The 14917-nt window shown below is 59.2% G+C and carries 14 protein-coding genes; 9 read left to right on the forward strand and 5 right to left on the reverse strand.

Features of this window, described 5'->3' with window-relative positions:
• Positions 1–69 precede the first annotated feature (69 nt).
• The 6 genes from WNZ14_RS12500 (at position 70) to WNZ14_RS12525 (ending at position 5521) form a co-directional block, all read left to right on the forward strand.
• On the forward strand, positions 70–564 hold the full coding sequence (locus WNZ14_RS12500; RefSeq protein ID WP_342868986.1) for a flavin reductase: 495 nt from the start codon (positions 70–72) through the stop codon (positions 562–564).
• Positions 565–608: 44 nt separating this feature from the next.
• On the forward strand, positions 609–1532 hold the full coding sequence (locus tag WNZ14_RS12505; protein WP_342868987.1) for a MoxR family ATPase: 924 nt from the start codon (positions 609–611) through the stop codon (positions 1530–1532).
• Positions 1532–2758: a VWA domain-containing protein gene (locus WNZ14_RS12510; RefSeq protein WP_342868988.1), complete on the forward strand. Its 1227-nt coding sequence runs from the start codon at positions 1532–1534 to the stop codon at positions 2756–2758. The genes WNZ14_RS12505 and WNZ14_RS12510 overlap by 1 nt, the downstream gene beginning before the upstream one ends.
• A gap of 61 nt (positions 2759–2819) precedes the next feature.
• Positions 2820–3167 carry an XdhC family protein gene (locus WNZ14_RS12515; protein WP_342868989.1) on the forward strand — a complete coding sequence of 116 codons (348 nt, stop codon included), beginning with the start codon at positions 2820–2822 and terminating at the stop codon, positions 3165–3167.
• The gene (locus tag WNZ14_RS12520) at positions 3167–3877 is read left to right on the forward strand and encodes an XdhC family protein (protein ID WP_342868990.1); all 711 of its coding nucleotides are present in this window, start codon (positions 3167–3169) and stop codon (positions 3875–3877) included. The genes WNZ14_RS12515 and WNZ14_RS12520 overlap by 1 nt, the downstream gene beginning before the upstream one ends.
• A 3-nt stretch (positions 3878–3880) precedes the next feature.
• Entirely contained in the window at positions 3881–5521 is a 1641-nt protein-coding gene (locus WNZ14_RS12525; protein WP_342868991.1) for a molybdopterin-binding/glycosyltransferase family 2 protein, read from the forward strand.
• On the opposite strand, the gene WNZ14_RS12530 is transcribed toward WNZ14_RS12525, so the two are convergent.
• Positions 5518–5676, reverse strand: a complete 159-nt coding sequence (locus WNZ14_RS12530; protein ID WP_342868992.1) for a DUF2256 domain-containing protein — start codon at positions 5674–5676, stop codon at positions 5518–5520. The genes WNZ14_RS12525 and WNZ14_RS12530 overlap by 4 nt on opposite strands.
• A 109-nt stretch (positions 5677–5785) precedes the next feature.
• On the opposite strand from WNZ14_RS12530, the gene WNZ14_RS12535 reads away from it, so the two are divergent.
• Entirely contained in the window at positions 5786–6103 is a 318-nt protein-coding gene (locus tag WNZ14_RS12535; protein ID WP_342868993.1) for a TfoX/Sxy family protein, read from the forward strand.
• A 107-nt stretch (positions 6104–6210) separates the two neighbouring features.
• On the opposite strand, the gene WNZ14_RS12540 is transcribed toward WNZ14_RS12535, so the two are convergent.
• Positions 6211–7770: a DEAD/DEAH box helicase gene (locus WNZ14_RS12540; RefSeq protein ID WP_342868994.1), complete on the reverse strand. Its 1560-nt coding sequence runs from the start codon at positions 7768–7770 to the stop codon at positions 6211–6213.
• A 295-nt stretch (positions 7771–8065) separates the two neighbouring features.
• On the opposite strand from WNZ14_RS12540, the gene WNZ14_RS12545 reads away from it, so the two are divergent.
• Positions 8066–8563 (forward strand): fasciclin domain-containing protein, encoded by a 498-nt coding sequence (locus WNZ14_RS12545; RefSeq protein ID WP_342868995.1) that lies wholly within the window; start codon positions 8066–8068, stop codon positions 8561–8563.
• Between the two features lie 86 nt (positions 8564–8649).
• On the opposite strand, the gene WNZ14_RS12550 is transcribed toward WNZ14_RS12545, so the two are convergent.
• From WNZ14_RS12550 to bcp, 3 genes are all read right to left on the reverse strand, one after another.
• Positions 8650–9951, reverse strand: a complete 1302-nt coding sequence (locus WNZ14_RS12550) for a M23 family metallopeptidase (RefSeq protein WP_342868996.1) — start codon at positions 9949–9951, stop codon at positions 8650–8652.
• A gap of 108 nt (positions 9952–10059) precedes the next feature.
• The gene (locus WNZ14_RS12555; protein WP_342870222.1) at positions 10060–10833 is read right to left on the reverse strand and encodes a ferritin-like domain-containing protein; all 774 of its coding nucleotides are present in this window, start codon (positions 10831–10833) and stop codon (positions 10060–10062) included.
• A gap of 89 nt (positions 10834–10922) precedes the next feature.
• Entirely contained in the window at positions 10923–11390 is a 468-nt protein-coding gene (gene bcp, locus WNZ14_RS12560) for a thioredoxin-dependent thiol peroxidase (protein WP_342868997.1), read from the reverse strand.
• A gap of 126 nt (positions 11391–11516) precedes the next feature.
• On the opposite strand from bcp, the gene WNZ14_RS12565 reads away from it, so the two are divergent.
• Entirely contained in the window at positions 11517–14909 is a 3393-nt protein-coding gene (locus WNZ14_RS12565) for a DUF3971 domain-containing protein (protein ID WP_342868998.1), read from the forward strand.
• Positions 14910–14917 lie beyond the last annotated feature (8 nt).

A 14917-nucleotide genomic window follows, 5' to 3' on the forward strand; every position in this document is an offset into this window, starting at 1 on the left:
TCGCTTTCACACTTTATGTATGGAGCACAGTCCGGCATTTGGGACTGGTCCCAAGATTGAGGCGCAGGCGTGTTGAAACGGCATACGATTGATTCCAAGGATTACCGCGACGCCATGGCGCGCTATGCCGGTCACGTGCAGATTGCCACGACCATGCATGAGGGCGTGCGGCGCGGCGTAACCGTGACGGCCGCCTGTTCGGTATCCGACAATCCCGGAACGCTGCTGGTGTGTCTCAATCATTCCAATCCGAACAACGAGATCTTTGCCGAATCAGGTGTCTTCGCGCTCAACAGCCTGATGGCGGGGCACGAGCATCTGGCGTCGGCATTTTCCGGTCTTGTCGATCTGAGCGTCGATGAGCGGTTTGCGCAGGCTGAATGGGATACGATCACCACAGATGCGCCGGCGCTTGTGGGGGCTGCGGCGGTGTTTGACTGCCGCCTGATCGATGCGAAGATCGTGGCCACCCATACGGTGCTGTTTGGCGAGGTCACGGGATTGAGGCTAGGTCCTGCGGGGCCTGCACTTTTGTATCTGGACCGCGGATATCATTCTGTTTAGCCTTCCGTCTGGAGGGATGTTGCAAACCTCGATCCGGAGCCAAGATGACGATTACGCAAACGCTGCCCAACTCGATTGACGAAACGCTGGCCTTGCTTTCGAGCCAGGATTACGTCGCAAACAGGGCGCTGGCGACGGTGTTGTTTCTGAGCCTCAGGATGAAGCGACCGCTGTTTCTCGAAGGCGAGGCCGGCGTCGGCAAGACCGAAATCGCCAAGGTACTGGCCAAGGCTCTCGACAGACCGCTGATCCGGCTGCAGTGCTATGAAGGCCTCGATGTGTCCTCTGCTGTCTACGAGTGGAACTATCCGGCGCAGATGCTGGAGATCCGGCTTGCGGAAGCCACCGGCGAGGATGACCGGGGCGCGATTGAGCGTAACATTTTTTCTGAAAAACATCTCATTCGCCGTCCGGTGCTTCAGGCGCTCGAAGGCAAAGACGGTCGCGCGCCGGTGTTCCTGATTGACGAGCTTGACCGGACAGACGAGGCCTTCGAGGCGTTCCTGCTGGAAATCCTGTCGGACTACCAGGTGACGATCCCAGAGCTTGGCACGATCAAGGCTGAGGAGCCGCCGATCGTCATCATCACCACCAACCGCACCCGCGAGATCCATGACGCGCTGAAGCGGCGCTGCCTGTATCACTGGGTGGATTATCCCGGTGCCGAGGTCGAGCTCGAGATCGTCCGGCTGAAAGTGCCTGGATGCCATGAGGAGCTGTCGCGGCAGGTGGTCGCCTATGTGCAGAAGCTCAGGCAGATGGATCTGTTCAAGAGCCCGGGAGTTGCCGAAACCATAGATTGGGCAACGGCGCTCACGGAACTCGATCGGTTGGCGCTCGATCCGGAGACAGTCTCCGACACGCTCGGAACACTGCTCAAATATCAGGATGACATCGCCCGTATCGAGGGAAGCGCCGGACGGAAACTGCTGGACGAGGTAAAGACCGAGCTGGCACAGGCGATCTGATGGCGGAAGCCGCAAACGCCATCAACTTCAAGGGCGGCGACGGCCGGATCGTCAACAACATCGTCTATTTTGCGCGGGTGCTGCGCAAGGCCGGCCTGAAAGTCGGCCCGGCGACGGTTCGCGATGCGGTGGAAGCGGTTCAGATCGCGGGCATTGGCAGCCGCGAGGAATTCTACTGGGTTCTGCATTCGGTGTTCGTCAAGCGGCGCGAGGATCACGAGGTCTTCGATCAGGCGTTCAGGCTGTTCTGGCGGACCCGCGATCTGGTTGAAAAGATGATCGCGATGTTTGCTCCCGTGGCGATGGAAAACAAGCAGCGCGAGAAACTGAAAGCCGGCGAGACCCGTGTCAGTCAGGCGCTTTTTGAGGGTCACGAGAAAAAGCGTCCGCCCGAGGACAAGCCGCTCATTGAAATAGATGCGCGGGAGACGATGTCGGGCGACGAGGTGTTGAGGCAGCAGGATTTTGCCCAGATGACAGCGTTCGAGCTGGGTGAAGCCAAGCGCTCCATCGCCAAGCTGACATTGCCGTTCGACCAAGTCGAAACGCGACGCTACAAAGCCGCCGCATCGGCCCAGAAAATCGACCCTCGCGCCACAATGCGCGCTGCGATGCGGACGGGCGGCGATCTCATCCTGCCGCGGTTCCGCAAGCACCGTAAAGTGCATCCGCCGCTGGTGATCATTGCCGATATCTCCGGATCGATGAGCCAGTACACCCGGATCTTTCTGCATTTCATGCATGTGATGAGCGAGAAACGGCGCGGTGTTCACACCTTCCTGTTCGGCACGCGGCTCACCAACATCACCCGGCAGATGCGCAACAAGGACCCTGACGAGGCGGTCGACCAGTGCACTGGTGCGGTCAAGGACTGGTCCGGCGGCACCCGGATCGGTGAAGCGCTCAGGCTGTTCAACCGGCAATGGTCGCGCCGGGTTCTGGGGCAGGGTGCAGTGGTGATCCTGATCACAGACGGGCTGGAGCGCGATTCGATCGAAGAGCTGGACGAGGAAATGGACCGGCTGCACCGGTCCTGCCGGCGGCTGATCTGGCTCAATCCGTTGCTGCGGTTCGATGCCTTTGAAGCCCGCGCGCGTGGCGTGCGCACGATGCTCGACCATGTCGATGAATTCCGCCCGGTGCACAACATCGCGGCGATGGCCGATCTTGTCTCAGCCCTTGGTGAAAGGGGTGCGTCCAAGGCCGATCCCCGGCGCTATATGTAATCTCACTTGTAATCACCCGGCGGCAATGGCCATATCCCTTGAGCAGATGATGGAGGCTGGCATGACATCACAGACCACTTCTCAGACAAACGATGATCAACTTGATCCGCTGATGGTTGCCGAGCGCTGGATGCTGGACGGGCGCGATGTGGCGGTGGCGACCGTGATCGAGACCTGGGGGTCTGCGCCCCGGCCGGTCGGCAGTCATCTGGTAATCGACACTGACGGCAATTTCAGCGGCTCGGTTTCGGGCGGTTGCGTTGAAGGTGCGGTGATTGCGGAAGCCGCGGATGTGATTGCCAGCGGTGAGCCTAAGATGCTCGAATTCGGGGTGGCGGACGAGACCGCCTGGCGTGTCGGGCTGTCCTGCGGCGGCAAGATCCAGGTCTATCTCGAGCGAGTCGGCTGATGGATCCGCATCTGCTCCGGAAACTCAATGCAGCGCGACGCGACCGGCAGGCTGCAATCATGCTCACGGACCTTGCTGACGGCCGCAACCGGCTGGTGATGAAGGGTGATCCGATCGCCGGAGAGCTGGGTGAGGCCGTCGAAAAGGCCTTCCGGACCGCCAAGTCGGGCGCGGTGGAGGCTGAAGGACAGCGCTTCTTTCTCAATGTGCATGTGCCCTCGCCACGAATGGTGATCATTGGCGCCGTGCATATCTCGCAAGCGCTGGCGCCGATGGCGACGATGGCCGGCTTTGATGTGAAGGTGATTGATCCGCGAACGGCCTTCGCGACGCCGGATCGGTTTGAAAACGTGGATCTGACAGCCGACTGGCCGGAGGATGCGCTCAAGGACAGTCCGATTGATGCATTCACGGCGCTTGTGGCGGTGACGCATGATCCGAAGATTGATGACTGGCCGTTGATCTCGGCCCTGAAGACAGGTGCCTTCTATGTGGGTGCTCTGGGCTCCCGCAAGACCCACGGGCGGCGGGTGGAACGGCTGACGGAAGCCGGGCTTCGCGAAGCAGAGATTGGCCGGATCGCAGCCCCCATAGGCCTTGATATCGGTGCGCAAAGCCCTGAAGAGATTGCCGTGGCAATTCTGGCGCAGGTGATTGCCGCGCTGCGCAAGCCCTCGCAGCCGATGCCTGCCCACCCTGGGAAAGACTGAAACATGCAATTTGGCCCGGTTCCGCTGTCTGAGGCCGAGGGCGCGGTGCTGGCGCATTCACTCACGGCTGGCACACTGCAGCTCAGGAAAGGCCATGTGCTCAGCGCAGACGACCTGAAGCTCATCGGGCAGGGCGGCGTTGACGAAGTGATAGTTGCCCGCTTGCGCGAGGGTGATGTCGGAGAGGATGCAGCCGCCGAAGCACTGGCACAGGCCTTCACCGGTGCCAATATCCGGGCAGCAAATGCTTCGACCGGGCGGGTCAATCTTCACGCCACATGCGCTGGTCTGTTTCGGGCCGACAAACTTATGGTAGATGCGTTCAATGCAATTGATCCCGCCATCACATTTGCCAGTCTTGCCGATCTGAATGCGGTTCAAGCCGGTGAAATGGTGGCGACGATCAAGATCATTCCGCTGGCGGTGGAGGGCGCTTCGCTTGGACGCGCCAAAGCTGCAATCGGCGTCCGTGATCTGGCCCATGTCCTGCCGTTCCGCTCTGTCCGGGCCGGTCTGATTTCCACTATGTTGCCGTCGCTCAAGACTTCGGTGATGGACAAGACCAGCCAGCTACTGGCCGGACGGCTATCGCTGAGCGGTTCCGAGCTTATCGAGGAAAGCCGCGTCGACCATGATGCTGAGGCGGTTGCGGGCGAGATCGTCCGGATGGCAAAGATCCACGAGATGATTGTGATCTTTGGTGCGTCCGCTGTCACCGATCCCGAGGATGTGATCCCGGCTGCGATCCGCAATGCCGGTGGCGAGGTCGAGCGGGTGGGCATGCCGGTCGATCCGGGCAATCTGCTGGTGCTGGGCTCGCTCGGCGATGTTCCGATCATCGGCGCGCCGGGGTGCGCCCGCAGCCCCAAGGAAAATGGGTTTGACTGGGTGCTGGCGCGTATTCTGGCTGGCCAGACGCCGACCTCGATGGATATCGCCCGTATGGGAGTTGGGGGGCTTCTCAAGGAAATTCCGACCCGGCCACAGCCACGGCAACCCGGTGGCTCAGCGCAGAAGGGCAAATCCGCTCCAGACGTCGGCGTGGTGCTGCTGGCAGCGGGGCGTGCCAGTCGAATGGGTGATCAGGCAGGGCACAAGCTTCTGGCGGCGTTTGACGGAGAGCCGCTGATCCGCAGGATGGCTGGCACGGCGCTCGCATCCACGGCCCGCCAGACGGTGGTGGTGACCGGGCACCGCAACGAAGACATCGCGGCAAGCCTCGCCGGCATTGATGTCGAGCTGGTTCACAACTCCGACTTCGCATCGGGGATGGCGTCTTCGCTGAAACAAGGACTGTCATTGCTTGATGAGGGCGTTCAGGGTGCGCTGGTCCTGCTTGGCGACATGCCAGCGCTTACCCGCCGTCATCTGGACAGGCTGATCGAGGTTTTTGCCGAACATCAGGGGGCGGCGATTATCCGCGCATGTGACGGGGATCGGCGCGGCAATCCGGTGATCCTGCCGCGGGCTGCCTTTGCCGAGGCGATGAAGCTCTCTGGAGATGTGGGCGCGCGCGCGCTGATCGAAAGCGGGGTCTGGTCAGTCATCGATGTCGAAATCGGTCCAGCGGCGCGTCTTGATGTCGACACACCCGATGCGGTTCGAGCTGCCGGCGGTGTAACGGAAATCCCAGCGCCCGACTAGCGCGGAGTTTTGCGCCGGGCTTCGTTGCGGCAGCGGTCGGAGCAGTATTTGACCTCCGTCCAGACCAGAGCCCATTTGCGCCGCCACGTGAACGGGCGCTTGCAATGCACGCAAGGCTTTTGTGGCAGGTTGGACTTGGCGATCGTCTTGCTCATTGGAGCGATATGGAACGCGATCCCGCCGGAACAAGCTTGCCGTTGTGAAAAATGCCCTGCACATTGTCACTTCATGTGAGGCACACCAATCCGGAGCACAATTCCAGCCATGGATAATGATCGGATCCGCGAGATGTTCGACAGCCTCGGCGAGGTGACGATCAAGCGCATGTTCGGTGGCAAGGGGATCTACCACCAAGGCAAGATACTGGCCCTCGAAGTAGGGGGCGACCTTCTGCTCAAGGCTGATGCGGGGAGCGCGCCTGACTTTGCCGATGCAGGCGCCAGCCAGTGGATTTATGACGGCAAGAACAAGCGGGTGGCGATGCCCTACTGGTCGATTCCCGAAGAAGCGCTCGATGATCCGGATGAGCTATCCAGATGGGTCGCTCTTGCCTGGGCTGCAGCGCTACGGGCGAAAAAGTAGGCTTCTTCTCCGGGAAATCGCCCAAACATGCTGCTGGATGAGCAAAGAAAAAGCCGCCGGCGAAGACGCAGGCGGCTTGGTATCCAAGAGCGGATCAGATTGTCTGATCAGCTGCCAATCATCATGAAGGCCGGGATCTCGTCGCCGAAACCGACAGGTGTCGGCTCGCGGTCGTCATTGTCGCGGCCACCACGGCGGTTGCGATTGCGATTGCGGTCGTCATTGGCATTGGCCGGTTCCGGTGCGCGCTGTGGCGCCGGACGGTTTTCGCGTTCCTGACGTGGTTGGCGCTCTTCGCGCTCCTGACGCGGCTGGCGCTCTTCGCGTTCGCGACGCGGTTCTGCTTCCCTGGCTGCCACGATCTCGACGACCTCCGCAGGTTTCACGGCTTCCACTGGGGCTTCAGCCACCGCAACGGGCTCTGACTTTTCGTCGTGGTTGCGCTTTTCGCCTCGACCTGAGCGGCGCGCGGGCGATTTGCTTTCGCCACGGCGGCCACGGCCGGGCTTGTCATCTGCCGGGTCGGAAGCCTGGATGGCGTCCTGACCATCAAGCCACTCGATCTCGCGATCAATCAGCTTGGTGATGGCGTCAACATATTTGGCGTCACGACGCGAAACCATCGTGAACGAGGCTCCGGCGCGGCCGGCGCGACCGGTGCGGCCGATGCGGTGCACATAGTCTTCGGCATGGATCGGCACGTCAAAATTGAAGACGTGGCTCACGGCCGGGATATCGAGGCCGCGGGCCGCAACATCGGAGGCCACAAGAAGCGTGATTTCATTGTCCTTGAAGCCCTGCAGCATGTTGGTGCGCGAGCGCTGGTCCATGTCGCCATGCAAGGCTCCAACGGAGAAGCCGTGCTTTTCGAGCGATTTGTAGAGATCGGCCACGTCTTTCTTGCGGTTGCAGAAAATGATGGCGTTGGTCAGCTCGGTCTGGGATTTGATCAGGTCACGCAGGCGTTCGCGCTTTTCAAAGTCCTTGCTGCCGCAGGCAACAAGCCGCTGCACCACAGTTGCCGCAGTCGACGAGGGCGGAGCAACTTCGATGCGTGCCGGGTTCTGCAAGAACTTGTCGGCGAGCTTCTGGATTTCCGGCGGCATGGTGGCCGAGAAAAACAGGGTCTGACGGGTGAACGGAATGAATTTAACAATACGTTCGATGTCGGGAATGAACCCCATGTCGAGCATTCGGTCAGCTTCGTCGATAACAAGGATTTCAACGCCGGTCATCAACAGCTTGCCGCGCTCGGTATGGTCGAGCAGTCGGCCCGGGGTGGCGATCAGCACATCGGCACCACGTTCGAGCTTGCGGTCCTGTTCGTCAAAGGAGACGCCGCCGATCAGCAGAACGATGTTGAGACGGTGGTTCTTGCCGTACTTCTCGAAGTTCTCATGAACCTGGGCAGCGAGTTCGCGCGTTGGTTCAAGGATCAGGGTGCGTGGCATGCGGGCCCTTGCGCGGCCGCGCTCCAGCATGGTCAGCATCGGCAGAACGAAGCCGGCGGTCTTGCCGGTTCCGGTCTGGGCGATGCCCAGAATGTCGCGCCTTTCGAGTGCCGGCGGTATTGCACCAGCCTGGATCGGGGTTGGCGTCGTGTAGCCGGCGTCAGTTACGGCGGACAGTACTTTTTGGCTTAAGCCAAGATCAGCAAAAGTGGTCAATTGGGAGCGTTTTCCGTTTCGGAGTTTGCGGCAAGGCGCGGGAGCGCGCTTTTCAACGCAGTCCCATTCCGTTCCGAATAGTCGTTGCGCTGCATTAAGTCAAGGAAAAGCCCGGAACAGCGCTGTCCCGACTTGATTTCTGCTTAGGCGCGTCGGCGAATTTTCAAGGTCGATGAACCGGCAAAAGCGCTGGCTTGTCTTTACCCGATTGGTTGGCCGATGGAGGTGAACCGATCCAGTGCGAGTTTCGTGAAAGGGTGCGCGGGGGCATTCAAACCTCACAATGGAGTTAAACATGAAATTTATAAAGACAATCGCAGCAGCCTTCATCGCAATCGGTCTGACCGGCGCTTCTGCAATGGCGGCGTCCCATTCGGGCAAGAAGGACATTGTCGACACAGCGGTCGAAGCAGGAAGCTTTTCAACGCTGGTTGCAGCCGTTCAGGCTGCGGGTCTTGTCGACACACTGAAGAGCGAAGGCCCGTTCACGGTATTCGCGCCGACGGACGAAGCGTTCGCAGCGCTCGGCATGACCGTTCAGGACCTGCTCAAGCCAGAAAACAAGGACAAGCTGGTGGCAGTGCTTACCTATCATGTCGTCCCCGGAAAAGTGATGTCGACTGATCTCGTGGACGATTCCACCCCGGCGACCGTTCAGGGTTCGATGGTCACGATTGATCTCGACAACGGAGCAATGGTCAATGATGCCACGGTAGTGACCGCAGACATCGAGACATCCAATGGCGTCATTCACGTCATTGACAAGGTGCTGGTGCCTGAAGGCGTTCTGTAAATCAGGATTGCACGACAACTGGAAAGGGCCGCATCTGCGGCCCTTTTTGTGTTCAGCCTATCCGCGATGGATAGGGAGCTGATCAATCAGTTGGATACAAGGAGCGGCTTGAGCATCTTGGCCGCCTTGAGAAAACGCATGGGATCGACCGCGTCGCCGTTGCGTCGCACTTCATAATGCAGATGCGGGCCTGTGGAGCGGCCTGTGGAGCCGGACTTTCCGAGGCGCACGCCGATTGTCACACGATCGCCTTCGCGGACTTCGACAGCCGAGAGGTGAGCGTAGCGGGTGGTAATGCCGTTGCCGTGGTCGATCTCGACCATCTTGCCGTAGCCGCCATTGCGACCTGCATGAATGATAATGCCCGAACCCGTGGCATAAATGGGGGTTCCCGTCGGGGTGCGGAAGTCGATGCCGCCATGGAAGGCGAGGCGACCCAGAAACGGATCGCGGCGGTTTCCGAAACGAGAGGTGATTTCTCTTCCCGGGGCTGGAATGCCGATCGGCAACTTGCGCGCATGACGCCGCACCGTGTCCAGCCGGCCGAGGGCCTGGTCGAGATCGTCAAGTGTGGCCTCAAAGGCGTTGGGGTCGTTTGGCCGCACGAAAGGGCCGCCCACGGCGCTGTCTTCGCCAGCAAGCACCGGCAGACCTGCCGACTTGATAATCTCGTCGATTTCCGATGCGGTTTCAAAGGCATCGATTGCGAGGCCTTGCATCTTCTCGATCTGTTCGCGTTCGATAGACTTGAGCGAAAGGGTCACGCTCGAAAAAATCCTGTCGGCGCGTTCGCCAACTGATTCCCGCTCCACGCTGGTCGATCCGCTGGCGTAGGCGAGGGCATTGATATTCCGTTCCGCTGGATCGGCGACAATGCTCGAGCTCGAGGCCAGAGCAGCAAGCCGTGCCGTCTTGTTGGTTGGCGTTGACAACAGTGCCTGCTTCTTCGGGTTTTCGGTCGGAACCGGGATCTGGTTCGGCGAGACGCCAACCCGATCCAGCAATGGCCCAAGCTTGCCATGGCGATTGCTCAATGCATTCTGCCGGGCAATCAGCTCGGCAACTTTCTCTTCCATCAATTGCTGATCGAGCAGTTGCCGACTTGTGACACGGTCGACTTGCGACCTGAGGGCGGCGATTCGGTCTTCATAGGCATGCTGCATGCGCGCCTGACGCGCCATGGAAGCGCCGATCAGGTCATCGCGGAGCACGAGATAGGAAGTGGCGCCCAGATAGCCTATTGCCATCACGCCCAACACAGACATCAGCAATCCGGCGATCCATGGGCGAATTGTGATATGCCTGATGGTTTCACCGCTGGCGAAGATGATGGTGTGGGAATGCTTTGGCTTTTTGCCAAATACGCGGCTGTCCTGCCTCTGCGACACTCGGTAATCCTCGTCAGAACTGTTTGCCGTTAATTGTTCAGGAGGATTACAACCTGTTAAGGTTAACAAAGGTTTGAACGTGGGCCTTTCAGAGGCAATTGATTAGCATCAAGACATGTTTTGACTGGTCAGGGCGCGATAGAAAGTCGGCGTCAGCCCGGCGGCAGCGCGTGCGAGGTCATTGAAGGGCGGTTTCAAGCCGCCGCGGAAATTGGCGCGCACCAAAAGCCTGAAAGTCTCGGCAGGGTCCTTGCCTTCGCGTGCACAGATGAACCGGAACCATTTGGCGCCGACTGCCACATGCTTTTTCTCATCCTCGTAGATCACATCAAGCACATCGGCGGTGTCATGATCGCCAACCTCACGCATCTTGGCTCTGAGCGATGGCGTGACATCAAGCCCCCTCGCTTCCAGAATCAGCGGCACGATGGCCAGCCGTGCGGTCAGGTCGTTGCGGGTGTCGTGGGCTGCCTGCCACAAGCCGTCATGGGCTGGCAGGTCGCCGTAATCTGCGTCCAGCAGGTGAAGCCGTTGCCTGATCAGATTGAAATGCTTTGCTTCTTCAAAGGCCACCTGCATCCACCCATCGAAAAAGCTTTGCGGCATCGGGGCGGTGGCAAAACGGGCAACGATGTCGAGCGCCAGATCAACGGCGTTGAGTTCTATGTGAGCAATGGCATGCAGCATGGCGATCCGCCCGTGGGGCGAATGCAGCGAGCGACGCTTGACCTGCGTCGGTGGCACCAGTTCCGGTTTGGACGGGCGTCCAGGCCTTAACGGTGCAAGAGTGTCGAGCGGTGAGCGAAGCGAAAGCCGCCGCGCGTGCCAGCGCCCCGCAACCTCCTGGGCGAGGGTGGTTTTTTCAGTGAGATCCTCAGCCATTATGGCCTTGGCTGCGCCGTCACGCAGGGACAGAATGGTATGTGTTGCGGTGGTCAATCTTGATCCAGACACTGGTTGTCAGCCGCGTTTCAAACGGCCTGAACCGCCTCGAGTACCGCCTGGGCATGTCCGGGCACCTTTACCTTGCGCCAGACCCGGGCAATTTTTCCGCTGCCGTCAATGAGGAAGGTCGAACGTTCCACGCCCATGTACTTGCGACCGTACATGCTCTTTTCCTGCCAAACGCCATAGGCCTCGAGCACGGATTTCTCCTCGTCGGAGGCAAGTATGACGCCGAGATTGTGCTTGGCGACGAACTTGTCGTGGGCCTTGACCGGATCGGGCGACACGCCAACAACAACAGCACCGGCACTCTCGAATTCGCTTGCCATTGCGGTAAAGTCCAGAGCCTCGGTGGTGCAGCCGCTGGTGTCGTCCTTGGGGTAAAAATACAGCACAACCTTCTTGCCAGCAAAATCGGCCAATGACACGTTTCCGCCGCCATCACGTGGCAGATCCATCTGCGGCGCCTTCGCGCCTTCAACAACTTCAGTCACAATGGATTCCTTTCGTGGTTGTCTCAAGTTTTTAGCAGGTGACCCTGCCTCAGGGCGATATATAAACGAAGTCCATACAGTCCAGAAGAATCACCGATAAAACAGAAAGATAACATTCCTAAGCCCATGCCGGATAAGCCGATAGACAAGGTTCTGTTCAAACGACGCGACATTATCGGTCTGCACGAATACCCGTCGGCGAATGCGGAAGACACCATTCTGGTGCGCGGGCACCATCCGCGGCACTGGAGCGGTTCGGCAATGCGCTGGATGCTGGGAACCGTTTTATTGCTGGCGCTGCTTGCCGGTGGGCTCCTGGCTGCCCTTGAGACCGGTATCGCAGACGGGTTTATACGGGATCGGGCACGAATGGCACTGGCGCAGGCCGTCGGTCCTGAAAGGCGGGCAGAGCTAAGTTCGGCAGCTATACGTCTGACCAGCCAAGGCCATCTTGCGCTTTTGGCGCGTGATGTTCTGGTGGAAAATCGGGATGGAACGTCACCGGCCAGTCGAGCCGAAAGCATTCTGATCGCTCTGGATGCTAAAGCACTTCTAACCGGTCAAATCACCATCCAGTCGGTTGATATTGGTGGTGTGGAGCTGGTCGCGCCGCAAGGCAAGGGTTTCAATCTGACTGATCTCGCGCAGTTCCGGGTCGATGGCACGGATGCGATGATCGAGCAGATGTTCACTGCTTTGAACCGTATTGCCATCCAGGTGGATGCGGTGGATGCCGGGGCATTTCGTTTTTCTGACATACGAATTTCGGGCGCTGGTGTGCCTGTCGTAATTGAAAATGGTCTGGTGCGCCGGGTTGATGCCAAACACTATCAGGTCGAAGCCGATATCGAACGTGACGGACACCGGATTGGCATCAAGGGAACGGCCAGCGCCAGGGCCAATGACACGGAACTTTCAAAGATTTCCGGAGAAGTTGACGGCCTGGCAATCGATTTCCTGACGGAAGGCCCAAGTGACCGACAGAACGGAGTGAGGGCGCCGCTCGGGATCAACTTCACTGCGGGGCGGGCGACGCCGAACCGAAAACCGACGCTGTCGATCAAGGTCGCCGCGGTTGACGGAACGATGACGATGGGTGGCGTCGAGGCAGACGTTCGCGATGCAAGCGTCAATCTCGTCTACATGCCAAAGATGCACAAGATCGAGATCACTTCATCCATGATCCGGATTGGTGAAACCAGTATTCCGTTCACCGGCGGTTTGATTGATGCGGACCGGCTTGAACCGGCAACCGGCGTGGGCATTGCATTTGACTTTGTCGTCGACAAGGGACTTGCCGCTCCCGGCGATTCCGATGAGGCGCCAATCCCGTTTGCCGGCAAGGCTTTCGGTTGGTTTGACGCAGCAAACAGAAAGCTGGTCGCCGAAGAGCTGACCGTTGCGTCAGCGCAAGGCGCCATGTTCGGTTCCGCATCCTGGCGCTTTGTCGAAGGGATTTCGCCTGAAATAAATCTGGTTGCCCAGGCCGAGCGCATGTCGACGGCGGCGGTCAAGCAGCTTTGGCCCTATTGGGTGGGTAAACGGGCGCGACAATGGGTGCTCGAAAATCTCTATGGCGGCACCGTCAGCAATGCGCGCATTCAACTCGCAGCGCCAGCGGGTCACTACAAACCCTATGAAGATGTCTTTTTTGACGAAAACCAGTTGCAGATCGATTTTGACATCGAGCGGGCGCGAATGAATGTCGCCGGTGACATACCGCCATTGCGTGATGCGATCGGCCACATGCGGCTCCGCGGATCGGAGATCAGCTTCAATATTGCTTCTGCTACTGCGTTTTTTCCGACCGGCCGAACGGTTGATGTGAATGATGCGGTGTTTGCGATTCCGGAAGCCGACAAGCAACCGCTGATGGCCGAACTGTCGATGTCGGTTCGCGGTAACGCAGATGCGGTGGCCGAACTCATTACCTACCACCCGATCAATGCGCTCGACAGGATAGGGTTGAAGCCCTCGGAACTCAGTGGCCAGATCTCCTCGGTAGTAACCGCGCGGTTCGGACTTATCCAGGATCAGTCACCCCCACCGCCGGAATGGGACGTCAATCTTGACATGGTTGGTGTTGATATCGCCAAACCTGTCGAAGGCAGAATGCTGACGGATATGGACGGAAACCTTTCCGTGACACCGGAGCGGGCTGTGCTGAAAGCCGATGCACTGGTGGACGGGGCAAGAATGAGCCTCGATGTCGTGCAGCCGGTAGGTGAAGATTCCAAGGTGCCATTGAGCCGCAGGCTCTCCGGAACCCTCGGTCCGCAAGACCGCGAAAAGATTGCACCGGGCAGCAGCGCGTTGTTTTCAGGCCCCGTTGGCTTTTCCTTTGAAGTCGATGGCAATGCCGACGGCAAACAGCTGGTCAGCCTGGATCTGACGGCAGCAAAGCTCACGGTTCCCGGTATCGGCTGGACGAAGGGCGAGGGTGTGGCAGCCAAGCTCGATTTTACGCTGCAGACCGACGGCGATTCCATAAAGCTCGAAGATCTCAAACTGTCGGGGAAGGGGTTTGCTGCTTCCGGCAAAGTCTCCCTGAAGAAGGGGCAGTTGGTGAACGCGACGTTTGACCGCGTCGGTCTTTCGCCGCGGGACAATTATCAGGCTGCGATTGTGCGCAAGGGCAAGGGCTACAACGTCAAGGTCAACGGTGCATCCATTGATCTTCGCCCGATCATCACACTGGCGAAATCCGCGGAATCAGCTGACCCGAATGCCGGGGCCAATTCCATGCCGGTTGATGTGAGCGGCAGTATAGAGGAAATGCATGGCTATTCCGACGAGAAGCTGTCCAACGGAAAAGTGAGCTACAAGGGGCGGGGTGACAGGATCGAACTGCTCGATTTCAAGGCGGTAACGAAATCCGGTCAGGCGGTGGTGATTGCGATTGCCGGAGGCGATGCTGGCGAAACCATTTCGATGACGAGCGGTGATGCAGGGGCATTTTCCCGCTTCGCTGGCATTTACTCGCGCATCCAGGGTGGGTTGGTGAACGTCAGGCTGAAACGCCAGGGCGGACCATTGCGGCGCGGCACGCTCGATCTGAGGAATTTTCAGGTGGTTGGGGAGCCACGGCTGGGCTCTCTTGTGGCCACCCCCAGCAAGAAAGATGGCAAGAGCCTCAAGGACGCGGTGAAGGGCGATATCGATGTGTCAGAGGCGCGGTTCGAGGTTGCCAGTGCGCGCCTTGTTTCTGGCAATGGTGAGCTTCGTATCAGCGAAGGCGTTGTCCGTGGCCCGCAAATCGGTGCGTCATTTCAGGGCAAGATTCACGATGCCAAGGGGCGCATTGATATGACCGGCACGTTCATGCCGGCCTATGGGGTCAACCGGTTGTTCAGTGAGTTGCCGCTGATCGGCGTTCTTCTGGGTAACGGACGAGACCGTGGCCTGATCGGCATCACATTCAGGTTGACGGGAGAAACATCTTCACCGCTGCTCGAGGTCAATCCGCTTTCTGTCATCGCACCGGGCGTGTTTCGCTCGATTTTCGAGTTCAGACCATAAAAAGACCG

The organism is Hoeflea sp. AS60 (assembly GCF_038900115.1).
In the GTDB taxonomy this organism is placed as follows: Bacteria; Pseudomonadota; Alphaproteobacteria; order Rhizobiales; family Rhizobiaceae; genus Hoeflea.

Bases quoted from the DNA above. Each gene is read 5' to 3' on its own strand.
- WNZ14_RS12565 (WP_342868998.1), top strand. From the start codon at position 11,517: ATGCCGGATAAGCCGATAGACAAGGTTCTGTTCAAACGACGCGACATT.
- WNZ14_RS12515 (WP_342868989.1), top strand. From the start codon at position 2,820: ATGACATCACAGACCACTTCTCAGACAAACGATGATCAACTTGATCCG.
- WNZ14_RS12520 (WP_342868990.1), top strand. From the start codon at position 3,167: ATGGATCCGCATCTGCTCCGGAAACTCAATGCAGCGCGACGCGACCGG.
- WNZ14_RS12505 (WP_342868987.1), top strand. From the start codon at position 609: ATGACGATTACGCAAACGCTGCCCAACTCGATTGACGAAACGCTGGCC.
- WNZ14_RS12530 (WP_342868992.1), bottom strand. From the start codon at position 5,676: ATGAGCAAGACGATCGCCAAGTCCAACCTGCCACAAAAGCCTTGCGTG.
- WNZ14_RS12510 (WP_342868988.1), top strand. From the start codon at position 1,532: ATGGCGGAAGCCGCAAACGCCATCAACTTCAAGGGCGGCGACGGCCGG.
- WNZ14_RS12545 (WP_342868995.1), top strand. From the start codon at position 8,066: ATGAAATTTATAAAGACAATCGCAGCAGCCTTCATCGCAATCGGTCTG.
- WNZ14_RS12535 (WP_342868993.1), top strand. From the start codon at position 5,786: ATGGATAATGATCGGATCCGCGAGATGTTCGACAGCCTCGGCGAGGTG.
- WNZ14_RS12525 (WP_342868991.1), top strand. From the start codon at position 3,881: ATGCAATTTGGCCCGGTTCCGCTGTCTGAGGCCGAGGGCGCGGTGCTG.
- WNZ14_RS12555 (WP_342870222.1), bottom strand. From the start codon at position 10,833: ATGGCTGAGGATCTCACTGAAAAAACCACCCTCGCCCAGGAGGTTGCG.